This window comes from Streptomyces soli, assembly GCF_003999195.1.
GTDB classification, from domain to species: Bacteria; Actinomycetota; Actinomycetes; order Streptomycetales; family Streptomycetaceae; genus Actinacidiphila; species Actinacidiphila soli.
Genome location: NZ_RJVR01000324.1, coordinates 16,806 through 40,475 on the forward strand (window position 1 = coordinate 16,806; position 23,670 = coordinate 40,475).

Here is a 23,670-nt window from a genome sequence, read left to right on the forward strand (position 1 = left end):
TCGATCTTGAATCGATGTTTACGCAGGTCAGCAGCTCAATGGCCGCTGTCGTGAGCATGCTCTCCGGAGCCGTGTGCGCGAGTTCGAACCCGCATAAGACATGGATCTGAACCTTTAGGCGCGGTCGGCCAGGTGCGGGAACAGGCGGTGTGCGTTGCGGGTGGTCAGAGCCCCCCAGGTATCGCCGTCGGGCTGCGTTGCGTTGTCGACGGTGGCGATCTGAGCAGCGGTGCCTGCTGCGGGGGTCCAGCAGTAGTCGCTGCCGTACAGGACGATCTCGCTGCCGAAGGCTTTGGCCAGGGCGGGGACCTGGTTGGGGAAGGGAGAGCCAGCCATGTCGAACCACAGGGTGCGGACTTGCTCCTGGACGGTCGGGTCATCGGGGCTGCCACCGAGGAAGACGGTGCGGAACAGCTCCATACGGTCGGCGAGCAGCGGCAGCGTCCCACCGCCGTGCGTGAAGATCCACTGGATGTCGGGGCAGCGGGTCAGGACGCCGGTGAACACCAGGTCGCTGACGGTCCGAGTGGAATCGAAGATGAACTCCAGCATCGGTCGCGGCCGGTCCAGAGAGACGGCTTCGTAGCAGGGCGGGGAGGTGGGGTGCACGAACACGACGGCGCGGCGTCGGTTCATCGCGGCCCACAGCGGCTCGTACCGGTCGTTGCCGAGGTAGAGCCCCTCGCAGTTGGATTCCAGGGCCACGCCGTCGCTGCCCAGGGTGTCGAGTGCGTAGGCGAGTTCGGCGAGGGAGCCTTCGACATCGGGAAGTGGCAATGAGGCGAAGTGCCCGAAGCGGTCTGGCTGATCGCGCTTGAGGCCGGCGCCGAATTCGTTGACCTCGCGGGCCAGGGCTCGTCCCGCCTGGTCATCGCCGAAGTGGGCACCGGGGGAAGACACCGACAGCATCGCGGTGGCGATACCTCCCTGGCCCATGAGCTGCAGATGGCTCTGCACGTCCCACTCCGGCTAGCCCGGCATGCCGTCCGGGAGGACGTACCCGGGATCGGCCCCGTGCTTGGGGTACGGGCGAACCCGAGTGCGTGGTCCGGAGGGGGACCGGCGGTTATTGCAGGGTGACCAGGTCGCCGGTGCGGATGGTGCCCTCGGCCAGCACCTCTAGGTACAGCCCGGCGCAGGGCTGCACGCCGAACCCGGGCGCCTCCACCCGGTTCTCCGCCATCGGGGTGCGGACCGCATGTGGGGCCCGCGGCAGCGGGCCGTGCTCCAGCGTGGGCACCGCGCAGCGCGGCGTGGGAATCAGGCCGCGCAGCCGCGCCCCGCCCACGATCAGCTCCGTGCCCACCCACTCGTTCTCCGCGTAGGCGGGGTACCCGGGCGGCGTGCGGACCACCAGGTTCGGCCGGTAGCGCACCGCCTCCGCACCGATCCGCTCCAGGGTGGCCGTGGTGATCAGATGCAGCGGGCCGTAGTCGTGAAAGGAACTGCCCGGGGTGGCCTGCCCGATTTCCAGAGTGGCGTAGTCGACCTCGGCCTCCACACCCCGGTCCAGCACATCCTCCGGCGCCGGGCGCTCCACCTCGGCGCCCAGCGCCCGCTCACTGACCAGCCGGACCGGCCGCCCCAGCAGCCCGGAGAGCAGTTCGTCGACCCCCTGGTCTTCGGCCGCCACTCTGCCCCCGTCAGGCAGCTCTATGCACACCCGCCCCGGGTCCCCGCCGGCGGCGAACCGCAGCAGCGCCCGCCACAGCCGCGGGTGCTTGGCGGTGGCCACCTTCCCAGTCACCGCGTCGACCAGCGCCAGCCACCGGTCCCCCTCGGCGCCACGCTCATCCACGACCATGCTCTCCACGCTCTCGCCGAGCATCGACTTCACCGGGTAGCGATGCAACGTCTCGACCCGCATCCACACCTCCGAGTTCACAAACCAGCCGGGCCACCACCCGGCGCTTACTTCACCATATGTCGGGATATCTCGAAGGTTCCAGTCCCGCATGGGGAGCCACCGGGGGGACGATCAAGCTGCGTTCTCTGGCTCCTCCTCCCAGTCATCCGCAGCAAAGATGTCATTCATGGCTCCGGCGCCCTCGGTGATGACGGGCCGGAGTTGCTTGCTTAGACCGATTCGGTCGTTGCCGTGCTGCTGCGCCCAACGTCGCGGGCGACCACCTCAAGGGGATGTCGTGATCGGAGCGCAGGGACCAGCTGCCGGACATGATGGTCCACAGCGAGATCCGGTCCGCTCGCAGGGCATGTTGGGCCGTCTCTGGGCCCCCGAGGTCACTCATGGGCAACCAACGGCCGGTGGGCCCAGCGCCTTCCGGCGCCGTCGCGCGAGACCCGCACCAGATGCCTCAGTTTCCGTCTCAGTTGGCCGGTACGAGCGCGCCGGCGGGACCGTCATCGTCATCCGGCCGGTCGCCTTGGGCTTCCAGACCAAGGCGACCGGCTAGACCCGGCATGTCGCTCTTCGGCCACTGAGTCAGTCACAGGTGGTGAGATCGCCGCACGATTGACGACACGAAGGCCGCGGGGCCCTTCCCGCCGTGGCGGGAAGGGCCCCGCGGCCTTCGTGTCGTAGGGGCGCCTACAGGGTCAGCACGATCGCGGCAGCGACACCGCCGAGGCCCAGTGCGACGGCGGCTTCGGCCCAGCCGCCCTTCCCCCAGCGGAAGGGCCGGTCGAGGGCGAGTTTTCCAGGGCCGAGGGCGGCGATGGCCAGGGCGACGGCCGCGATGCCCATGGGGTATTCCAGGCCGCCCTGGGTGGCCCACAGCCCGTGCTGCGCGTGGACCGTGACCATGGCGTTGATCATCACGCCGATCACGGCGGCCGCCGCCAGCGGCGTGAGCAGCCCCAGCGCCAGGCCGAGACCTCCGAGGAGCTCAGACAGGCCCGCGATGAGGGCGTACAGCTTTCCGGGCTGGTATCCCAACGCGGTGAACCCTTGGCCTGTGGCGGTCAGGCCGGGGGCGCCGAACAGCCCGAAAAGTATCTGCCCGCCGTGTCCCGCCATCACCAGGCCGAAGACGAGCCTGACCAGGAGCAGACCCCAGTCGCCGGCGGACGCCGCCGGCCGTGTCCGCGCGTCGGCCGGGGGTTCGGGTGACGCACGCAGTTGTTCAGCGATGATCTTCATAGGGACCTCTCTTCCGCACCGAGAGCCCTGGGCGATGCCGACCAGCGCTCAGGGAAGGGGCAGAGCGGGTTGTAACTGTCACCACGGCGTTCAAGCGCAGCCCAGCTGCGGACCGCGGAGCGGCGACGCACAGCCGGAGTCCGAGGCGATGGCCTGCCTGCCTGCCTGCCTGCCGCCACCGCTCTCGCCCCAGCCCGGCCGGGCCCCCGTTCACGTCTTGGGGTTCGGGACGTCGACTTGTCTCTTTCCATCGTTACTCAGCTTGCCGTTTATGCTGCCTGCCTTTTCCCGGTGGTTTTGCGGTGTCCGCTTTAAGCCAGGTCCAGCGGTCGGCTGCCGCCGGATCCCGGAGTTTGGGGAGCTCGGCTGTGGCCGTCTCGGTTTCCGTCTCGTTGGTCTCAGTCCGGCGGCGTTCAGGGGAGCCCGCAGACACTCCGTGCGGTGATCAGGCGCCCCGTGGCGAACTGAGGTGAACGACCGCGAACAGAGCCGTGACCTGCACGAACAAACCTGCACAGCGAGTTACGCAGGTTCGATTCCGGTCACCGCCTCCAGGGAATTGCGTAAGGACCCGGCACTTGGTGCCGGGTGCTTACACGTGTGCCTGCTTACACCTGCTGGGGCTTGGCCACGGCGTGCTGGGGCCGGATCGGCAGGCGGCTGACGGGGCGGCCGGTGGCGGCGCGGACGGCGGCGGCGACGGCGGCCGGGGAGACGACGACGGGGACGGCGCTGACGGCCTTGGCGCCGAAGGGGGCGACGACGTCGCGCTCTTCGACGAGCTTGACGATGCGGACGTCGGGGGCGTCGAGGGCGGTGGGAAGTGAATAGCCGGTCAGGGTGGGCCGCTTGACGATGCCGCGGGGGGCGCGGAGGTCCTCCATGAGGGCCATGCCGACGCCCTGGGTGACGCCGGCCTCGATGCGGACGGCGAGCTGGCGGGGGTTGAGGACCCGGCCGACGTCCTGGGCGACGGCCATCTCGACGACGCGGACGGAGCCGAGTTCGATGTCGACGTCGACCACGGCCCGTACGGCGCAGAAGGCCAGGCCGACAAAGGCGTCGCCCTGACCGGTGTCGTCGAGCTCGTCGGTGGGGTGCGGGCGGCACTGGGCAGTGGCCCAGAGCTCCTTGCCGGCCAGCTCCTCCTCGACGGTGGTGGAAAGCACGCCGTCGTACGAGGTGATCTTGCCGTCGGCGATGGTGAGCAGCTCGACGGACATGCCGAACTTGGCGGCCAGGGGCTGGAGCAGCTGCGTACGGACCATCTTGGCGGCGCGTTCGACCGCGCCGCCCGACACCCAGGTGTGGCGGCCACGCGCCGAGGCCCCGGCGGGGGGCTGGTCGGTGTCGGAGGGCAGGACGCGGACCTCCTCGACGCCCAGCACCTCCTGGACGATCTGGCGGGCGAGGGTGGTGAAGCCCTGCCCGGTCTCGACGGCGGCGCAGATGACGGTGGCCTGGCCGTCGTGGATGCGCACAGTCGCCGTGGAGACCTCGTCGGTGCCCTCGGCGCCGAGCATGTGCACCATGCCGAGCGCGTAGCCAACGCCCCGGCGGACCGCGCCGGGCTCGCCCGCGCCCTCGGGGCCGCCCGGGAGCAGCCACTGCGACTCGTCGTCGTCCACGGGGAGAGGCGGCAGGTCGGCGTCCCGTACGGCCTTGAGTAGCTCGCCGACCGGTGCCGGGCAGGTGACGCTCTGGCCGGTGGGCAGCAGATCGCCGGTCGCCATGACATTGCGCATGCGGATCTCGGCCGGGTCCAGGCCGAGCTTGGCGGCGAGCTTGTCCATCTGGCCCTCGTAGGCCGCGCAGACCTGCATCGCGCCCTCGCCGCGGACGTGCCCGGAGGGCGGGTTGTTGGTGCGTACGGCCCAGCCCTCGACGAAGACGTGCGGCACGACGTACGGACCGGCGGCGAAGGCCACGGCGGCGGCGAGCGCGTCGGAGGAGGTGTCGGCGTACGCGCCCGCGTCCAGCAGCACCTGGGCCTCGACCTTGACCAGGCGGCCCTCGGCGTCGGCGTGGTGGCGGTAGCGCAGGAGCGTCGGGTGCCGGTGGGAGTGGCTGAGGAACGACTCCTCGCGGGTCGCGACGAACTTCACCGGGCAGCCCGTCTTGAGGGCAAGCAGCCCCAGCGGGATCTGTACGCCCGAGTCCTCCCGGTCGCCCATGGCCCCCGGCACGCCCGTGACGACGACCTTGACCCGGTCCGGCTCCAGGCCGAAGCAGGCGGCGGCCAGATCGCGGTCGGTGTGCGGGTCGGTGGACGCCACGTACAGCTCCACCCCGCCGTCGGGGCGCGGCACGGCCAGCCCTGCCTCGGCGCCGATCGGGGCCGGGTCCTGGCGGCCCACCCGGTACAGGCCCTCCACGACGACCTCGCCGACCGCGTCCGGGTCACCGAAGCGCAGCGGGATGTGCCGGATCAGGTTGCCGTCGGGGTGCAGCGGCTCCGCCGAGAAGGCCCGCTCCGGGTCGGTGACGGGCTCCAGCACCTCGTACTCGACCTGGATGGCGGCGGCTGCCAGACGGGCCGTGTCCGGGTGGTCGGCGGCGATGGCGGCGATCGCCTCGCCATGGTGCCGGACGGTGTCCCCGGCGAAGACCGGCCGGTCGGCGACCCTTCGGCCGTGCGTCGCGTCCCCGGGCACGTCGTCGTGGGTCACCACGGCCCGTACGCCCGGCATGGCGGCGGCCTCGGTCGTGTCGACGGACACGATCCGGGCGTGCGGGTGCGGTGAGCGCAGCACGGCCGCCCACAGCAGGCCTTCGGCCCACAGGTCGGCGGCGTACGGGTACGTGCCCTGGGCTTTCGCCAGCGCGTCGGTGGGCGGCAGGGAGACACCCAGGCCATGCGTCGCCGCGTCCGTCTTCTCGGTGGCGACCGGGGTGCCCACGGCGGGAGTCGCGGTTGCCGCGTCGGGGCCGGTCATGCGGTTTGCCTCTCGGTGCGCTCTCTCGAACCTCGGGATGCGCCAGCCCGCTGCGCCTCAGGCGGACGGCCCACCCCCAACCCGGCGGTGCGCATCACTGGTCACCGCCGGGAACGGCCTGGTGGGGGATGCGGCCCGCGGAGCCATCCGCGCCGTCGGCGTCCGCTTCGCGGGAGGCGACGATGTCGCGGACGGCGCTGAGGACGCCACGGTAGCCGGAGCAGCGGCAGAGGTTGCCGCAGATGGCTTGGCGGGTTTCGAGGTCGGTGGGGTTGTGGTTGCCCTCGAGGAGGTCGTGGACGGTCATGGCGAGCCCGGGGATGCAGAAGCCGCACTGGACGGCGCCGCATTCGGCCAAGGCGCGCTGGACGTCGGAGGGGCGGCCGTCCTCGCCGAGGCCTTCGACCGTACGGACCTCGGAGCCGGCGGCGGTCGCGGCGGGGACGAGGCAGGAGGCGACGAGGCGACCGTCCACCTGGACGGAGCAGGCGCCGCATTCGCCCTCTTCGCAGCCGTCCTTGGCGCCGGCGAGGCCGAGGCGCTCGCGGAGGACGTAGAGCAGGGACTCGCCGAGCCAGGCGTCGGTGACGGGTCGGTCGGCGCCGTTGACGCGGAGGACGTACGAGGCGAGGGGGTGGTCGCTGTGGGCCTCTTCGGGGGCGGGCTCCGGCTCATCGGGGACCTCGGGCTGCCCGACGGGGTATTCGCCGGTCTCCTCGGAGCCGCCGTCCTCGGCCGCGAAGGGCAGCTTCCACTGGCCGCTCTGCTCGGCGGACCGCGCGGCCGGGATGTCGGCGGGCTCCGCCATGGCCACGGCTTCGGCGGGGCTGGTCCGCGGCGCCGGAACGAACGAACCCACCGAGTACTCGCCGGACTCGTCGGCGGAGTCGGCGACCGTCGGGATGGTCCAGGAGGTCGCGGCCGGGTCAAGGGGGTCGGCGCCCGGCTCGGACGTCGGGAGCTGGGCGGCGAAGGAGACGTGCATGGTCTGGTCGGCGTCGTATTCGGCGCCTTGCGGGAGCGGCTGCCACACTCCGTCGGTCATTCCCTCGCCTGTCACTTCGTCGCTCATGCCAGCGCCCTCCCCAGTGCGCGGCGGGCCAGTGCCGCCACCGTACGCCGCAGCTGGATCGCGGCGGGGGGCAGTTCGGGTGCCGGGGTACCGTCCTCGCCCGGGAGGGGGTCGGGGATGCAGGCCCCGGCGACGTACTCGCCGAAGGCTGTGCAGGCCTCGGGGGCGAGGGTGCGCTGGCCGTCCCAGTCGATCAGGGAGGCGACCCACCGCTCGGCCTCCAGCGGCCGCAACGGCACCGGCGCGACCGCGCCAACCGCGCAGCGTACGCCCCTGCGCGCGGGGTCGAGCACGAGAGCGACGGACGCCGTGGCGCGGCCCGGGCCGGTGCGGCCGGTGGCCTTGAGGAAGGTCTGCGGGGCGTGCAGCAACGGGACCCGTACGTACGCCAGCAGCTCGCCGGGGCGCAGCGGGTCCATGCCGGTGAGCAGGTGGCTGACCGGCAGTTCGCGGTTGCCCTGCGGCCCGGCCAGCAGCACGGACGCCTCCAGGGCGGCCAGCACGGGGAGGGCGTCCCCGGTGGGCGCCGCCGTGACGATGTTGCCGCCGAGCGTGCCCGCGTTGCGGATCTGCGGGGGCCCGGCGGCGCGGGCGGCGGCGGCCAGGGCGGGGATCAGCGCGGCGAAGTCGGGGCGGCCCATGCGGGCGTGGGTGAGTCCGGCGCCGAGGAGGGCGGCGCCGTCGGCGTACTGCCAGCCGCGGGTCTCGTTGATGCGGCCCAGGCCGACGAGCCCCGCGGGGCGCAGCAGCCCGGCGTTCACTGACGCCATGAGGTCGGTGCCTCCGGCGACGGGCACGGCGGTGGGCATGGCGGCGAGTGCCGCCACGGCCTCTTCGAGCGAGGACGGCAGCGCGACATTGCGCGCCTGCGCCGTCTGCCGTGCGTACGTGCTCACGCAGCTGCCCCTTCCCCGGCTGTCCGCGATGCGGTAGCCGTACGGTACGTGCTGACAGCCCGGACGTGGCAACTCTGGCACATCTTCGCGGCCGATCAACGCGAGGGTCGCAAAGGAAGGGTCGGCTTCTTGGGCTTACGGGGCGTTCCCGATGGGAAGGATTACCTTTCCATCTCTTCCTGCCCGGTTAGGCTTTTTTACCCTCTTCGCGACTGTTGTGATGTTTAGGCCAACCCACCCTCCCAGTCCCGACCTTGCTCTGGGCAGAGCCTGCGCGGTACCTCACACGATCGGGGGCGGTCCGTCGATCGGGCGTCCGATCACCCCGGGGCGCTGCTGCCAGGGCAGCGGGCCACCCGGCCGGCGGTATTCAACGCCGAGCGCGTCAAGCCGGGCGTAGTGCGCCGCCATTCGCGCGTCGAAGCCGTCGTAGTCCCGGTCGGCGGGCGCCGGCAGCTGTGACCAGGCCACTTCCGCGAAGGCGACGAGCCGCGGGAACGCCAGGTAGTCCACCGCGCGGGCCGAGTCCGCCGTCTCCGTCCAGATGTTGGCCTGTGCGCCAATCACATGAGCGGCCTCATCGGGCGTCAGCTCGTCCGGCACCGGTTCGAAACGGTAGACGTCCTCCAGGGTGCGTACGTGGGCGATCGGGATCGGTTCGTCATCGCGGTCCGACTGCCGCCAGTCGAGATAGACGTGCGTCTCGGGGCACATGACCACGTCGTGGCCGGCCTGGGCGGCGGCGATCCCGCCCGCGTAGCCGCGCCAGGAGGAGACAGCGGCGCCCGGCGCGAGCCCGCCCTCCAGGATCTCGTCCCACCCGATGAGGCGACGGCCGCGCCCGGCCAGCCAGCGGTCGAAGTGCCGGATGATCGAGCTCTGCAGCTCGTCCTCGTCGGCCAGGTCGAGCTCCTTGATGCGGGTCTGAGCAGTGGCCGATGCCTTCCACTGCTCCTTGGGGCACTCGTCGCCTCCGATGTGGAAGAACGGGGAGGGGAAGAGCTCCAGCAGCTCGTCGAGGACGTCCTCGTAGAAGCGGAGGGTGCCGTCAGTGGGGGCCAGTACGTTGGGATTGACGCCCCAACTGGACAGCACGGGGAGGGTGGTGGTGTCGATGACGTCGGTGTTGCCCAGCTCCGGGTATGCGGCGATGGCGGCCTGCGAGTGCCCGGGAATGTCGATCTCAGGGACGACGGTGATATGCCGGTCGGCGGCGTAGGCGACGATCTCGCGGATGTCGTCCTGGGTGTAGTAGCCGCCGTGCGGCCGCTCGTCCCACAGCGGTGACTCGCGCAGGCCGACCTTGGTGCGGGCGCGCCAGGCGCCGACCTCGGTGAGCCGGGGGTAGCGCTTGATCTCCACCCGCCAGCCCTGATCGTCGGTCAGGTGCAGGTGCAGCACATTGAGCTTGTGGGCGGCCAGGAGGTCGAGGTAGCGCAACACCCCGTCTTTCGGCATGAAGTGACGGGCCACGTCGAGCATGACGCCGCGCCAGCCGAAGCGCGGCTCGTCCTCGATCGTGGTCTGCGCTACGGCCCAAGCCGCCCCCGCCACGGGCGCCTTCCGATACGCCGCCGGGCCGAGCAGCTGACGCAGCGTCTGGGCGCCCCAGAAGACCCCCGCCGCGCTTCCGCCGGTGATTCCGATCCCGTGGGCGTCCACGGTGAGCCGGTACGCCTCCGTGGCCAGCGCGCTGTCGAGGGCCAGCACGATGCCGCCCTCCCCCGGCGGCAGTTCGAACCCGGTGGCGGCACCGACCGTCGTCCGCAGCACCCGGGCGACGCCCTCGGTCCCGGGGGCGGCCAGAAGCGCGGTCGTGTCGGTCAGGACGTAGGGCGGCAGGTCCGGGGACGCGTCATGCGAGCGGCTGGGCGCGGGGATCAGGTCCATGGGTCCTATCGTGCCGCGCCAGAGGGCAATTGGTCCAGACCACTACGGCTACATCTGCGGTGCGGCGCGGCGGCGCCGCTCCCGCTGGAGCGCGACCACCGTGAGAGCGAACCCGATGATGACCCACAGGAAGTGCGCGGCGGTCATGGCCGTCCACCACCCCGTCGACGTCGTCCCCAGCAGCGACAGAGCCAATGAGCCCCCCACCAGCGCGCCCGCGGCTCCCAGCTGCAGGGCGGCGAAGCCGCTCGCCGGGATGTCGTGGCGCAGGAAGGCGGAGCCGTACCACCAGCGCAGCGCACGCGCGCCGACCAGCAGCGCGACGAGGGCAGCGCCGGCCACCGAGCCGACGGCCCAGGTGGACCAGGGGTCACCGTCGCCACCGGCGGCGCAGGCGAGGCCAGTGGTGGAGAAGGCGAGAAAGGGCAGGGGGGAAGTGGCCTGCAAGGCCGCCGTACGGACCTTCGCCGGGTCGGCGGCGAGTTCGGCTCGGGCCAGAGCCCGCATGGACAGCAAACGCCCGGAGGCGGTCGAGCCGGATTTACGGGCCTGGACGATCCACAGCGCGCCCCCGAGCAGGGCTCCCCCGGCCAGCACGGCGACAAGGACCCAGCCGTGGACGTACCTGATCAGGATGGCCGCCACCACCAGCGGGATGTAGTGCAGCCACCAGCCGGACGACCCGAACTGCGCCGGGTCCGCGCCGAGTTCCACCGCCCGTCGCGCGGTGCCGGCCAGCTCGCCCCGGCCCTTCCGGGTCCGGGCGAGCGCCCGCCACAGCCCGACGTACGCCTCCGCCTCGTCCGGCGCCAGCGCGACGGCGCGCCGCGCGGCGGCCACGGCGTCGGGTATGCGGTCGAGGATGCGGCAGGCGTCGGCCCGCAGGACCTGCGCCTCCCAGCTGTCCGGCTCCGCGTCCGCGGCGCGCAGCGCCACGGACAGGGCAGCATGGGCGTCGCCGACCATCAGCAGGATGACGCCGGCCAGGACCAGCACGTCGACCTCGCCGGGCTCGGCATGGGCCAGCGCCCAGTCGACGGCCTCGCGGGCCTCGGCGGCACGCCGCTCGTCGGCCAGGGCCTTCGCCCGTACGAGGTACGCGTAGCTGTCCTGTGGCAAGGCGCGGAGTTACTTCTTGCCGCTCTTGTCCTTGTCGCCTCCGCCGCCACCGAGCGGCATCGACTCGAAGATCTCCTTGCACATCGGACACACCGGGTACTTCTTCGGGTCGCGACCCGGTACCCAGACCTTGCCGCACAGCGCGACGACCGGGGATCCGGAGAGCGCGCTCTCCATGATCTTGTCCTTCTGGACATAGTGCGCGAAGCGCTCGTGGTCGCCATCGCCGTTCGACACCTGCGGGGTCGGCTCGACGAGGGTGCCGGTGCCCGCCCCGCGCTCGGGCTCAAGAGTGCTCATGACGGACAAGCCTAATTGAGAGACGGATCGTCGGGATACGTAGCCACCATCGCCAGTTCGCTGCGTTGCCGACGCAATACGGAGCGCCACAGCTGCTCCGGGTCCGGGGCCGAGACATCGCCGGGTTCGGACTCGACGACGTACCAGGCGCCCTCCACGAGCTCGTCTTCCAGCTGACCCGGGCCCCAGCCCGCGTAACCGGCGAAAATCCGCAGGGAGCCGAGCTCGGCGGCGAGCAGTTCCGGCGGCGCTTCGAGGTCGACCAGGCCGATCGCGCCGTGCACGCGCCGCCAGCCCAGGGGTTCGCCGTCCTCGCCGTCCCGGGAGCGGGCCTCGCCAGGTACGACGGCCAGGGCGAGCGCGGAGTCGAGGGAGACCGGCCCGCCCTGGAAGACCACGGGCGGCGCGCCGGCCAGCGTCGCCCATGGCTCCAGGACATCACCGACGCCAACGGGGGTAGGCCGATTGAGGACAACACCGAGCGTCCCCTCCTCGTCGTGGTCGAGAAGGAGCACCACAGCCCGGTCGAAATTCGGGTCCGCGAGCGCGGGCGACGCCACGAGCAGCCGTCCGGTGAGCGAGGACACCTCGGTCATGGTCAACATGATCCCGCATCCGGCGGCTTTAGGGAGGGGCAATGCTCAGGGGTGATACAAGCCGCCACCCTCCGCCGCCGCGCGTGCGCGCAGGGTGCTGTAGCGAAGCTGCGACATGAGCGGTGCCTCACAGCCCTCTCTCGGCCCCTTCCGCGCCCACTACCCTTGCTGCTTGGTGCCTGCGGGGAACCCGCTGCTTTAATCTGCGCTGCCTTACCCGCGCTTCTTGATCTGCCCGTCTCCCAGGAACGAGAGCAATGACCGGCTCAGACGACGTACTGCTTGTCCACGGCGGCACCCCGCTGGAGGGCGAGATCCGTGTCCGCGGTGCGAAGAACCTCGTGCCCAAGGCCATGGTGGCCGCCCTGCTCGGCAGTGAGCCGAGCCGCCTGCGCAATGTCCCCGACATCCGCGACGTACGCGTCGTACGGGGGCTGCTGCAGCTGCACGGGGTCACCGTGCAGGCGGGCGAGGAGTCCGGCGAGCTGGTGCTCGACCCGTCCAAGGTGGAGAGCGCCAACGTCGCTGACATCGACGCGCACGCGGGCTCGTCCCGCATCCCGATCCTGTTCTGCGGCCCGCTGCTGCACCGCCTCGGCCACGCCTTCATCCCGGGCCTGGGCGGCTGCGACATCGGCGGCCGGCCGATCGACTTCCACTTCGACGTGCTGCGCAAGTTCGGCGCCGTCATCGAGAAGCGCCCCGAGGGCCAGTACCTCGAGGCCCCGCAGCGGCTGCGTGGCTGCAAGATCGAGCTGCCCTACCCGTCGGTCGGCGCGACCGAGCAGGTGCTGCTGACGGCCGTACTGGCCGAAGGCGTCACCGAGCTGCGCAACGCCGCCGTCGAGCCCGAGATCGAGGACCTCATCTGCGTACTGCAGAAGATGGGAGCGATCATCACCATGGGCCTGGACCGTACGATCCTGATCACCGGCGTCGACAAGCTCGGCGGCTACAACCACCGCGCCCTCCCCGACCGGCTGGAAGCCGCCTCCTGGGCCTGCGCGGCGCTCGCCACCGAGGGCAACGTCTACGTACGCGGCGCCAGCCAGCGCGAGATGATGACCTTCCTCAACGTCTTCCGCAAGGTCGGCGGCGCCTTCGAGGTCGACGACCAGGGCATCCGCTTCTGGCACCCCGGCGGCCCGCTCAACGCCATCGCGCTGGAGACCGACGTCCACCCCGGCTTCCAGACCGACTGGCAGCAGCCGCTGGTCGTCGCCCTGACGCAGGCCTCCGGGCTCTCCATCATCCACGAGACGGTCTACGAATCCCGGCTGGGCTTCACCTCCGCCCTCAACCAGATGGGCGCCCACATCCAGCTCTACCGCGAATGCCTCGGCGGCACCCCCTGCCGCTTCGGCCAGCGCAACTTCCTCCATTCGGCGGTCGTCTCCGGCCCCACCAAGCTCCAGGGCGCCGACCTCGTCATCCCCGACCTCCGCGGCGGCTTCTCCTACCTCATCGCCGCCCTCGCCGCCCAGGGCACCTCCCGCGTCCACGGCATCGACCTCATCAACCGAGGCTACGAGAACTTCCTGCGGAAACTGTCGGATCTCGGCGCGAAGGTCGAGCTCCCCTCCGCCGCGCAGGGCTGACCCGGCCGACCCCCGCGGGACAGGGGCCGGGCTTGTCCTCTGCTGCACAGGGCCCGCCCGGCCGCCCCCCTGCCGGGGGTACGGGGGTTATCCCCGGAAGACAGCAGCATGCGGAAACCGTCGGATCTCGACGCGAAGGTCGAACTGCCCTCCAGTTCGGCTTGGGGCACCAAAGGGCGGCCACCCCGGACCGGGGTGGCCGCCCTTTACGTGCTGCCTCTTACTTGCCCTTGGCGGCTTCCTTGAGCTTCGAGCCCGCGGAGACCTTGACGCTGTAGCCGGCCGGGATCTGGATCGGGTCACCGGTCTGCGGGTTCCGGGCGGTGCGAGCGGCACGGTGGGTGCGCTCGAAGGTCAGGAAGCCGGGGATGGTGACCTTCTCGTCGCCCTTGGAGACGATCTCACCGACGATCTCGGCGAAAGCGCCAAGAACGGCGTCGGCGTCCTTGCGGGTCACCTCGGCGCGCTCGGACAGAGCAGCAACCAGCTCACTGCGGTTCATCTGAATCTCCTTGCATGGAAACCCCGGGGTGCGTTCACCGCCGGGGAAGACGCATTGAAGACGCTCTCGCGCTTCTTGCGGTGCGGCCCTCACCGCCCGGGTACGCATCCTGCCCCCATTTCTGGGGGAAAAGCCAATCCGGCACCCGGGAGAGTCACAGAAAATGCGAGTGACGCCCGGCACAGCGACATTCCGGGGGTCATCGCTTCTCTACGGACAGTCACACGGTAATGGAGGCGCCCTGGGCCTTGGCGGCGTCCCGCACGGCTCCGGCGACGGCACCGTGGACCTTGTCGTTGAAGACGCTGGGAATGATGTAGTTCGGATTCAGCTCGTCGTCGCCCACGACACCCGCGAGAGCCCGCGCGGCGGCCAGCATCATCTCAGTGTTGACCGTACGGCTCTGCGCGTCCAGCAAGCCACGGAAGACGCCGGGGAAGACCAGCACGTTGTTGATCTGGTTCGGGAAGTCCGAGCGGCCCGTGGCGACCACGGCGGCGGTCTCGCGGGCGACGACCGGCTCGACCTCGGGGTCGGGGTTGGCGAGCGCGAAGACGATCGCGCCGTCGGCCATCGCGGCGACGTCGTCGCCGTTCAGGACGTTGGGGGCGGAGACGCCGATGAAGACGTCGGCGCCGCGCACGGCCTCCTTGAGGGTGCCCGTGATGCCCTCGGGGTTGGTGTTGTCCGCGATCCAGCGCAGCGGCGACTCCGGGGCGGCGTCGACCAGGTCCTTGCGGTCGGCGGCGACGACACCGTGGATGTCGGCGACCACGGCGTGCTTGACGCCCGCGGCGAGCAGCAGCTTCAGGATGGCCGTACCGGCGGCGCCCGCGCCGGACATGACGACCCGTACGTCGCTGATCTGCTTCTCCACGACGCGCAGCGCGTTGGTGAGCGCGGCGAGCACGACGATGGCGGTGCCGTGCTGGTCGTCGTGGAAGACCGGGATGTCGAGGGCCTCGCGCAGCCGCGCCTCGATCTCGAAGCAGCGGGGGGCCGAGATGTCCTCGAGGTTGATGCCCGCGAAGCCGGGGGCGATCGCCTTGACGATCGCCACGATCTCGTCGATGTCCTGGGTGTCCAGGCAGAGCGGCCACGCGTCGATGCCGGCGAAGCGTTTGAAGAGCGCCGCCTTGCCCTCCATGACCGGGAGGGCGGCCTTCGGGCCGATGTTGCCCAGGCCCAGGACGGCCGAGCCGTCGGTCACCACGGCGACGCTGTTGCGCTTGATGGTGAGCCGGCGGGCGTCCTCGGGGTTCGCGGCGATCGCCATGCAGACGCGGGCCACACCCGGCGTGTAGACCATGGAGAGGTCGTCGCGGTTCCGGATCGGATGCTTGGACTGCATCTCGATCTTGCCGCCGATGTGCATCAGGAACGTACGGTCCGAGACCTTGTCGACCTCGACCCCGTCAATGCCGCGCAGCTTCTGCACGATCTCGGCGGCGTGCTCCGTGGAGCTGGCCGCGATCGTCACGTCGATTCGGAGCTTCTCGTGGCCCGACGCGGTCACGTCGAGGCCGTGTACGGCCCCGCCGGAGGATTCCACGGCGTGGGTGAGCTGGCTGACCGCGGATCCGCTCGCGGGCACCTCCAGCCGCACCGTGATCGAGTACGAGACGCTGGGCGCCGTTGCCATGCCGGTCTTCCTCCGCTGTAGCTGGTGTCGCGCCCTGATGCTCCCACCTACCGGCGGGTACACGTAACCCGGGCTTCTTTGCGTACTTAACGTTCGCACGGACCCGGAAACGACGGTGGGGCACCCTCGTGAAAGGGCGCCCCATCGGACGCTGTGACACCGACCCGCCATGCTCGCCTCGCGGCAAGTGGGCGCTCGAAGCGCCTAAGGTTGGGCCCGGGGGCTTGGATCGAGCCGGTGCCTCACCCAGGCTAACAAACGATCCCCGATTGTCATTCCGGACGCGGCAACCAATCCTTCGTCCGGCCCTGATCAGTCCTGGAGCAGGTCCGGGACACCGTCCTCACCGGGCTGGTCGCGGGGCCCGGACAGGACGGTGAGGCGCTGCGTCGCCCGGGTGAGGGCCACGTAGAGGACCCGCAGGCCCGCCGGGGACTCGTCGGCGATCTCGGCCGGGGAGACGACCACGGTGGCGTCGTACTCGAGGCCCTTGGCCTCGAGGCTGCCGAGGGCGACGACCCGCTCGCCCAGCCCGGCCAGCCACTGCCGGGCCTGGGCCCGGCGGCCCATGGCGACGACGACGCCGACGGTGCCGTCGACCTCGCCCAACAGCCGTTCGGCCTCGGCCCGGACCGCCGTGCCCAGGTCGCTGCCCTCGGCTACGGCGAAGTGCGGGACCACGCCGGTCGAGCGGACCGCGCGCGGCGACTCCATGCCGGGCATGGCGAGGGCCAGGACCTTCGCCGCGAGGTCGGCGATCTCGGCGGGGTTGCGGTAGTTGACGGTGAGGGTGAAGCGGCGGCGGGAGCGGGCGCCCAGGGCCTCGTCGCGGGCGGCTGCGGCCTCGTCGGGGTCGGTCCAGGAGGACTGCGCGGGGTCGCCGACGATGGTCCAGGTGGCGGTACGGCCACGGCGGCCGACCATGCGCCACTGCATGGGCGTGAGGTCCTGCGCCTCGTCGACGATGACGTGCGCGTACTCGGTGCGCTCCGCGTCCAGCCGCTCCTGGCGGGAGCGGCGGCCGCCGGCCATCCGGTCGGCGAAGGTCGTGACCTCGTCCAGGCCGGTGAGCTGGTCGAGGGGATCCGCCTCCCGCGTCTTGACCTTGGGCGGCGGGCCGAGCAGGGCCTCCAGCTCGTCCAGCAGCGCGACGTCGTGCACGGACAGCGGCCCGGTGCCGGTCACCACGTCGAGGCGGCGCAGCGAGCGCGCGACGCGCCGTACCTCGGGCGGGGTGAGAACCCGCCGGGCCCACCGTCCGAGCCGCTTCTCCTCGGCGAGCGCCGCAAGCACGCCACGCGGGGTGAGCACGGGCCACCAGGCCTCCAGGAAGTCCGTGAAGACCTCCTCCGTGGCCACGTCCTCGTCGAAGCCCTGCCGCTCCTCGGCGGCCAGCTCGGGGTCGTCGGGCAGTTGCCGCCCGGCCTTGCGCCACAGCGCGTCGAGCAGCAGCCGGCGAGCGCGCGGCCGCAGCAGGTTCACCGGCGCGGTGCCGCCGAGCACGGCGTGCCGGATGGCCGACAGCTCCTGCTCGTCCAGCTCCAGGCGCCGCCCGTACGCCACCACGCGCAGCCGGTCGGGGCAGCGGGGGCCGTCCAGGACGCCGCGTGCGGCCTTGTGCAGCACCTTGAGCATGCGCAGGGAGCCCTTGATGCGGGCGACGGCCGGATCGTCGTACGTATCGGCCTCGGCGCTGTCCACGAGGGAGCCGACGGCGCGGATGGCGACCTGGCCCTCCTCGCCGAGGGAGGGCAGCACGCCCTCCGTATAGGCGACGAGCAGCGGCGTGGGGCTGACGACGAGGATGCCGCCCGCGTAGCGGCGGCGGTCCTGGTAGAGCAGATACGCGGCGCGATGCAGGGCCACGGCGGTCTTGCCGGTGCCGGGGCCGCCGGTGACCTCGGTGACGGAGGCTGCGGGGGCGCGGATGACCACGTCCTGCTCCGCCTGGATACTGGATACGATGTCCCGCATGGTGTGGCTGCGGGCCTGGCCCAGGGCCGCCATCAGCGCGCCGTCCCCCACCACCGGCAGGTCGGTCACCAGCTCCGGGCGCAGCAGGTCGTCCTCGACGCCCAGCACCTTGCGGCCCCGCGAGCGGATGACCCGGCGCCGTACGACCCGCCCCGGCGCGACCGGCGTCGACCGGTAGAACGGTGCGGCGGCCGGCGCGCGCCAGTCGATGACCAGCGGCGAGTAGTCGGCGTCCAGGACGCCGATCCGCCCGATGTGCAGGGTCTCCGCGATCTCGGCCCGCTCCCCGTCCACGACGGCGTCCTCGGCGGGCTCGACGGAGATGTACGCCCCGTCCGGGCCCTTCTTGCCGTCCTTGCCGCGCAGGAGGTCGATCCGGCCGAAGAGGAAGTCCTCGAACTCGGCGTTGAGCCGGTTCAGATGCATCCCCGCCTGGAACACCTGGGCGTCCCGCTCGGCGAGCGCGCCGGGCGTGCCGACCTGGCCCCGTTTGGAGGCGTCGTTCACGAGGAACTCCGCCTCGTGGATCTTCTCCTCCAGCCGGTCGTAGACCCGGTCCAGATGCGTCTGCTCGACCGCGATCTCCTGGTCCCGGACGCCAACCCCGACCCCACCCGGTGCTGCGGTCTGCGCTGCCAACGCGAGACCCCCTTCTTCCTGTGCCTCGTACGCTCCGCGCACGGCGCGGGGCAGCCTGCAACCGTACGCGAATCCCGGCTATTCCGCCCAGCCCGAAGTTCAGGCCTCCCCCATCCTCAACGCCGCGCCCGCACTGCCCGGCCCCAGGGGGCCTCCCAGGCTTCGGCCTCAGGCCTGCACCATGCCGGACCCCGCGACGGATCGGCGGCGGTGGCGGGCGACGCGTGCCCGATCCTGTACGCCGCCCTCGCACTGCTCGGCCCCAGGGGGCCTCCAGGCTTCGGGACGGCTGCGCCGGGCTCTCCCCCGGACTCCGTCTGGGTGGGGGTCCTCCCCCAGCCTGGCGGCTGGGTGGGGGTCCCCCCGGACGGAGTCCGGGGGAGAGTGCTCCCCTCCGCCGTTCCGCCCGGCCGGACCTCAGGCCTGCACCATGGTCCCGGCGACGGATCGGCGGCGGTGGCGGGCGACGCGTTCACGGTTGCCGCAGACTTCGCTGCTGCACCAACGGCGGCGGCGCCCGCGGGAAGTGTCGAGGTAGACCACGGAGCAGCTTTCGCCCTCGCAACGGCGCAGCTGGGCGCGGGCGTTGAGGTCGGTGAGGAGGTCGACGGCGTCGCGGGCCACGGCTGCCAGCAGGCTCTCGGAGAGCGGTTCGGCGGCGAGGGCGAGGGCGAGGAGGCCGTCGGCGGTGCGGGTGACGCGGGGCGCGGGCGGGGGTGCGAGGGCTGCGGCGTTGAGGCGGTCGAGGTCGGCGGGGTCGGCCGGGCGGGACTCCAGCTCGGCGTCCACCAGCCTGCCCAGGAGGGCGCGCAGCTCGCGGAATCCGGTGAGCCAGGCGGCGTCCGCCGGGAGGTGCGTGCCGGGCGGTACGAGTCCGGTGCCGTACAGCCACTCCGTGAGCCGGGCGGGGCTGGTGATCCGGTCGACGGGGCCGTCCGGCGGGCGCCCGGACGCCGTCGCCACGAGGTCCAGGCTGATCCGCCCGGTGTCGTATCGGAGGTCGGCCATGCCGCTGTCACCTCTCCGCCGCGGGGACCTAGCGGTCCGCCCCACCAGGTTGCCCTGCGCCCCGCTCCGCCTCAACACTCCTGCACCGGTCCGGTTCCCTCCCCCACCCTGCCCCTGCCCGATTCCTGGACGCCGGCTCCGCCCGGACCCGCTGGGGCTTTCCCCCAAACCTTCGTTTGGGTGGGGGTCCCCCCGGCCGAGGACTGGGGGGACCCCCAGTCCTCAAACGACTGACGGGCTGAATACGCCCACTGGGCCGCCACCAGGTTGTGGGAGAACGTTCCGCAAGGCGAGCGAAGCGAGGTGGGGGCACCCCCAGACGGACCCGGCCCGGCCCGGCCCGGCGGACGGAGTCCGACGCAGCGACACGAAGCCCGCGAAGCGGCGTGAGAGGCGCAGAAAAGAGGGGCCCCACGTGGTTGACGCTAATTCCGCCTGCGTCGGCGGCGGCGCAGGCACGCCGTCAGGCGATCAGGCGGAGGATGCGTACTTGGCGTCGGCGGAGGGGTCGAGGGCCAGGCGGTAGCCGCGCTTGACGACGGTGTGGATGAGCTTGGGGGCGCCGAGGGCGGTGCGGAGGCGGGTCATGGCGGTTTCGACGGCGTGTTCGTCGCGGCCGGCGCCGGGGAGGACGCGGAGGAGGTCGGCGCGGGGGACGACCCAGCCGGGGCGGCGGGCGAGGGCGCGGAGGAGGGCCATGCCGGCGGGCGGGACGGCGCGGAGGTCGCCGTCGACCAGGACAGCGTGGCCGCGGATCTCGACGCGGTGCCCGGCGATGGGCAACGGGCGTACGCGGCCGGGCAGTTCGGAGGACAGCAGCTGGACGAGGGGCCCGAGGCGGAAGCGTTCGGGCTGGAAGGTCGGCACGTCGTGGGCCTCCAGCGGAAGCGCGGTGACCGGGCCGACGCAGGCGGGCAGGACGTGGTGCCGGAAGGCGTCGAGGACCTCTCCGAGCATGCCGCGCCGCTGGGCGCGGTCGAGCAGCGAGGCCGCGGCCGGAGCACTGGTGAAGCTCACGGCGTCGAGCCCCCGGGCGACGATTGCGTCCAGCATGCGATCGACAGGCGCGATGTCCTCCGGCGGCATCCAGCGGTAGACCGGCACGCCGACGACCTCAGCGCCCGCCTCCCGCAGGGCCTCGATGAAGCCCGGCAGCGGCTCGCCGTGCAGCTGGACCGCGATCCGCCGGCCGTCCACGCCCTCCTCCAGGAGCCGGTCCAGGACCTCGGCCATCGATTCTGACGCTGGTGACCAGGCCTCCTTGAGCCCGGCCGCGCGGATCGAGCCGCGCACCTTCGGCCCCCGGGCGAGCAGTTCGACGCCCCGCAGCCGCTCCAGCAGCGCTTCTCCCAGGCCCCAACCGTCGGCGGCCTCGATCCAGCCCCGGAAGCCGATGGCGGTGGTCGCGATCACCACGTCCGGGCTCTGGTCGAGCAGCCGCTTGGTCGCGGCCAGCAGCTCCGCGTCGTCCGGCAGCGGCACGATCCGCAGGGCCGGGGCGCGCAGCACGGTCGCGCCCCGGCGCTCCAGCAGCGCCGCGAGCTCGTCGGCCCGCCGGGCAGCGGTTACCCCGACCGTGAATCCGGCCAGGGGCAGCACCGCCTGCGGCTGGTCCGGGTTCTGCGCTTGCGCCTGCATGGCTCTGCCCCACTCCGCTGGAGGTCCTCGTGCATTGGCGGCGGGAAGCCGTCCCGGGCTCCCCGCCTCCCGTCACCGGGCGCCGCACCGCCGACGTTCCGCCGCATGCTGCCAACGCGGCATGACGGACGCGGTTCGCCCGGATTTCGCCGGCGTTACGCCGCTACGGCGCCTACACCTCCGCGTAGCTCAGTTGTGCCGTCGGCTCGGCCCGGCCGGTCGTGGCGGGCGCCGTGGCCTTGCCCCGCAGGTATACGGCCCAGGTCAGCGCGAAGCACACCGTGTAGAAGACCAGGAAGGACACGAACGCCGGGGTGCCGGTGCCCTGCGTCAGGAAGGACTGCCGGAAGGCGAAGTTGATCCCGACCCCGCCGAGCGCCCCGACCGCCCCGATCAGCCCCATCGACGCGCCGGACAGCCGCCGCCCGTACGAGGCGGCCTCCTCGCCCGTCAGGCCCTTCGCGAGCGCCTTGGCGGCGTAGATGGCCGGGATCATCTTGTACGTGGAGCCGTTGCCGAGCCCGGTGAGCACGAAGAGCGCGATGAACGCGGTCGTGAACAGGGGCAGCGACTTCTGGGTCGAGGCGATGACGATGACGCCGGTCGCGACCGCCATGGCCAGGAAATTCCACAGCGTGATCCGGCCGCCGCCGAAGCGGTCGGCCAGCCTGCCCCCGACCGGGCGGATCAGGGAGCCCAGCAGCGGGCCGATGAAGGTGATCGACGCCGCCTGGAGCGGGGTGCGGGCGAACTGGTTCTGCAGGACCAGCCCGAAGGCGAAGCTGTAGCCGATGAACGACCCGAAGGTGCCGATGTAGAGGAAGGACATGATCCAGGTGTGCGCGTCCTTCACGGCCTCCTTGGCGGCGCCGGTGTCGTTCTTCACGGGTGCGAGGTTGTCCATGAACAGCGCGGCGAGGGTGGCCGCCACCACGATCAGCGGAATGTAGACCGTCAGCAGGATCCGGGGGTGGGTGGCTCCCGCCGTCCCGATGATCAGCAGACCGACCAGCTGGATGACCGGCACGCCGATGTTGCCGCCACCCGCGTTCAGGCCGAGCGCCCAGCCCTTCTTCCTCAGCGGGAAGAAGGAGTTGATGTTCGTCATGGACGACGCGAAGTTGCCGCCGCCGACCCCGGTCAGCGCCGCGACCAGCATGAAGGTCCCGTACGACGTGCCCGGCTTCATCACCACGGCGACCGCGACCGTCGGCAGCAGCAGCAGCGCGCTGAAGACCGTCCAGTTGCGGCCGCCGAAGCGCGCCACCGCGAAGGTGTACGGGACCCGTACGAGCGAGCCGACCGCGGTCGCGGTGGCCACGAGGAAGAACTTGCCGGCCGGGTCGATGCCGTACTCCGGGCCCATGAACAGGACGAGGACGGACCAGAGCGTCCAGATCGAGAAGCCGATGTGCTCGGACAGGATCGAGAACACCAGATTCCGCGCCGCGGTCCTCTTCCCACCGCCCTCCTCCCAGAACCCCTCGTCCTCCGGGTCCCACTGCTCGATCCAGCGGCCCCCCTTGCGTGCGGTGGTGCTGCTAGCGGCACTCATGACGCCTCGCCTCCAGGCCCTACAGACAGATGTCGGGGTGACGTCCACCGACGGTAGGCACGCTGCGTTTCCGCCCGATGCCGTGAGGTGACCGGTACGCAACCTTGCTCTCACCCCACGGGCGGGGGCGCTGTGAGGCGGCGCGGGGGGCCCTGCACCTGAGCAACCGGCTCACGTCGGCCGGGCGACTGGCCAGGCTGAGCCATCAGCCGTGCGTCGGACTCGGGAAGCCATGCGTTCGGCGGACGGCCCAGCCAGTCGTGGGCGGTGGAGAGGTTCGCTATGGCGGCGTGCAGCGCATCCAGACCCACATGCCGCAGGCCGCGGCGCCAGACGATGGAGACCGGGGACAGCGGGACGGGGTCGGTGAGGGGGCGGAGGGTGAAGCCGGGGGTTTGGATGAAGTCGGTGCTGGCGAGGACGGTCCAGCGGTGTTTGCGGACGAGGCGGATGAATTCGTCGGGGCCTTCGATCTCGGGGAAGGGGGCAGCGACGGCGATGTCGCGGCCGGCGAAGAGCCGTTCGGCGAGGTCGGTCCATTCGGCGGTGGCGGGGTTGCCGGCGGCGGCGTAGAGGGCTTCGCCGGCCAGGGCGTCCACCGGGACCTGCGGCAGGGCGGCGAGGCGGTGGTCGTCGGGGAGGAGGATGGCCATCCGCTCGTACCGTACTGGGCGGTGGTCGAGGGCGGCGAGGACCGCGGGGGCGAGGCCGGCGACGCGGCCGAAGGAGACGTCGAGGCGGCCGGCGAGGATGTCGGCGGCGGCGCCGGTGAGGCCGCTGTGGAAGCGTGCCGTCATCTCGATGTCGGGCGCCGCCTCGCGGGCCTCGGCCAGCACGCGGTGCGCCGTGCCGACCGGGGCACCGATGTCGACGAGCAGCGGCCTCGCGGCGGCCGCGAAGGCGGAGGCCAGCTCGTCCTGGGCGGCCAGTACGCGGCGGGCGTACGGCACCAGCCGCTCGCCGTCGGCGGTGAGTTCGACCCTGCGGGTGCTGCGGAGGAGCAGTTCGGCGCCCAACTCCCGCTCCAGGCGGCGGACATCGCGACTGAGGGCCTGCTGGGCGACGTAGAGCCGGGCGGCGGCCCGGGTGAAGTGCAGTTCCTCGGCGACGGCGAGGAAGGCGCGGAGCAGGCGGGGTTCGATGTCGTACGACGGCGGCATCCGGCCATCCAACAACACAGGTGCGTTAATCGCCTCTGCTTAGGT

General features: G+C 71.8%; 17 protein-coding genes and 1 pseudogene. 1 reads left to right on the forward strand and 17 read right to left on the reverse strand.

The genetic code is table 11. The features are described from left to right. Positions 1 to 114: 114 nt before the first annotated feature. From EFK10_RS37985 to EFK10_RS38030, 10 genes and pseudogenes are all read right to left on the reverse strand, one after another. Positions 115 to 957 (reverse strand): amidohydrolase family protein, encoded by an 843-nt coding sequence (locus tag EFK10_RS37985; RefSeq protein WP_322973455.1) that lies wholly within the window; start codon positions 955 to 957, stop codon positions 115 to 117. A gap of 109 nt (positions 958 to 1,066) precedes the next feature. Continuing rightward, positions 1,067 to 1,867 (reverse strand): MOSC domain-containing protein, encoded by an 801-nt coding sequence (locus EFK10_RS37990; RefSeq protein WP_127360213.1) that lies wholly within the window; start codon positions 1,865 to 1,867, stop codon positions 1,067 to 1,069. A 681-nt stretch (positions 1,868 to 2,548) separates the two neighbouring features. Beyond that, positions 2,549 to 3,100 (reverse strand): DoxX family protein, encoded by a 552-nt coding sequence (locus EFK10_RS37995; protein WP_127360214.1) that lies wholly within the window; start codon positions 3,098 to 3,100, stop codon positions 2,549 to 2,551. Positions 3,101 to 3,708: 608 nt separating this feature from the next. Beyond that, on the reverse strand, positions 3,709 to 6,036 hold the full coding sequence (locus EFK10_RS38000; RefSeq protein ID WP_127360215.1) for a xanthine dehydrogenase family protein molybdopterin-binding subunit: 2,328 nt from the start codon (positions 6,034 to 6,036) through the stop codon (positions 3,709 to 3,711). Between the two features lie 94 nt (positions 6,037 to 6,130). After that, positions 6,131 to 6,679: pseudogene (locus EFK10_RS51330) on the reverse strand ((2Fe-2S)-binding protein); the annotation flags it as partial. 425 nt (positions 6,680 to 7,104) lie between these two features. Beyond that, the gene (locus EFK10_RS38010; protein WP_127360217.1) at positions 7,105 to 8,004 is read right to left on the reverse strand and encodes an FAD binding domain-containing protein; all 900 of its coding nucleotides are present in this window, start codon (positions 8,002 to 8,004) and stop codon (positions 7,105 to 7,107) included. A gap of 282 nt (positions 8,005 to 8,286) precedes the next feature. Next, positions 8,287 to 9,894, reverse strand: a complete 1,608-nt coding sequence (locus EFK10_RS38015; protein ID WP_127360218.1) for a beta-N-acetylhexosaminidase — start codon at positions 9,892 to 9,894, stop codon at positions 8,287 to 8,289. Between the two features lie 48 nt (positions 9,895 to 9,942). Then, the gene (locus EFK10_RS38020; RefSeq protein ID WP_127360219.1) at positions 9,943 to 11,013 is read right to left on the reverse strand and encodes a hypothetical protein; all 1,071 of its coding nucleotides are present in this window, start codon (positions 11,011 to 11,013) and stop codon (positions 9,943 to 9,945) included. Between the two features lie 9 nt (positions 11,014 to 11,022). Next, on the reverse strand, positions 11,023 to 11,313 hold the full coding sequence (locus tag EFK10_RS38025) for a DUF3039 domain-containing protein (RefSeq protein ID WP_127360220.1): 291 nt from the start codon (positions 11,311 to 11,313) through the stop codon (positions 11,023 to 11,025). A gap of 11 nt (positions 11,314 to 11,324) precedes the next feature. Further along, positions 11,325 to 11,909, reverse strand: a complete 585-nt coding sequence (locus EFK10_RS38030; protein ID WP_127360221.1) for a YqgE/AlgH family protein — start codon at positions 11,907 to 11,909, stop codon at positions 11,325 to 11,327. 257 nt (positions 11,910 to 12,166) lie between these two features. Here EFK10_RS38030 and murA point away from each other — a divergent pair, with 257 nt between their 5' ends. After that, positions 12,167 to 13,507, forward strand: coding sequence for a UDP-N-acetylglucosamine 1-carboxyvinyltransferase (gene murA / locus EFK10_RS38035; protein ID WP_127360222.1), 1,341 nt, complete (start codon positions 12,167 to 12,169; stop codon positions 13,505 to 13,507). Positions 13,508 to 13,727: 220 nt separating this feature from the next. Here murA and EFK10_RS38040 read toward each other — a convergent pair whose 3' ends face one another. The 7 genes from EFK10_RS38040 to EFK10_RS38070 form a co-directional block, all read right to left on the reverse strand. Next, positions 13,728 to 14,009 carry an HU family DNA-binding protein gene (locus EFK10_RS38040; RefSeq protein ID WP_127360223.1) on the reverse strand — a complete coding sequence of 94 codons (282 nt, stop codon included), beginning with the start codon at positions 14,007 to 14,009 and terminating at the stop codon, positions 13,728 to 13,730. Positions 14,010 to 14,229: 220 nt separating this feature from the next. Beyond that, positions 14,230 to 15,651: an NAD-dependent malic enzyme gene (locus EFK10_RS38045; protein WP_127360224.1), complete on the reverse strand. Its 1,422-nt coding sequence runs from the start codon at positions 15,649 to 15,651 to the stop codon at positions 14,230 to 14,232. Between the two features lie 312 nt (positions 15,652 to 15,963). After that, positions 15,964 to 18,264 (reverse strand): HelD family protein, encoded by a 2,301-nt coding sequence (locus EFK10_RS38050; RefSeq protein WP_127360225.1) that lies wholly within the window; start codon positions 18,262 to 18,264, stop codon positions 15,964 to 15,966. A gap of 417 nt (positions 18,265 to 18,681) precedes the next feature. Then, positions 18,682 to 19,272, reverse strand: coding sequence for a CGNR zinc finger domain-containing protein (locus EFK10_RS38055; RefSeq protein ID WP_127360226.1), 591 nt, complete (start codon positions 19,270 to 19,272; stop codon positions 18,682 to 18,684). 471 nt (positions 19,273 to 19,743) lie between these two features. After that, entirely contained in the window at positions 19,744 to 20,910 is a 1,167-nt protein-coding gene (locus tag EFK10_RS38060; RefSeq protein ID WP_127360227.1) for a uroporphyrinogen-III synthase, read from the reverse strand. A gap of 172 nt (positions 20,911 to 21,082) precedes the next feature. Continuing rightward, the gene (locus EFK10_RS38065) at positions 21,083 to 22,465 is read right to left on the reverse strand and encodes a nitrate/nitrite transporter (RefSeq protein WP_127360228.1); all 1,383 of its coding nucleotides are present in this window, start codon (positions 22,463 to 22,465) and stop codon (positions 21,083 to 21,085) included. A gap of 110 nt (positions 22,466 to 22,575) precedes the next feature. After that, positions 22,576 to 23,625, reverse strand: a complete 1,050-nt coding sequence (locus tag EFK10_RS38070) for a LysR family transcriptional regulator (RefSeq protein ID WP_127360229.1) — start codon at positions 23,623 to 23,625, stop codon at positions 22,576 to 22,578. Positions 23,626 to 23,670: the final 45 nt, after the last annotated feature.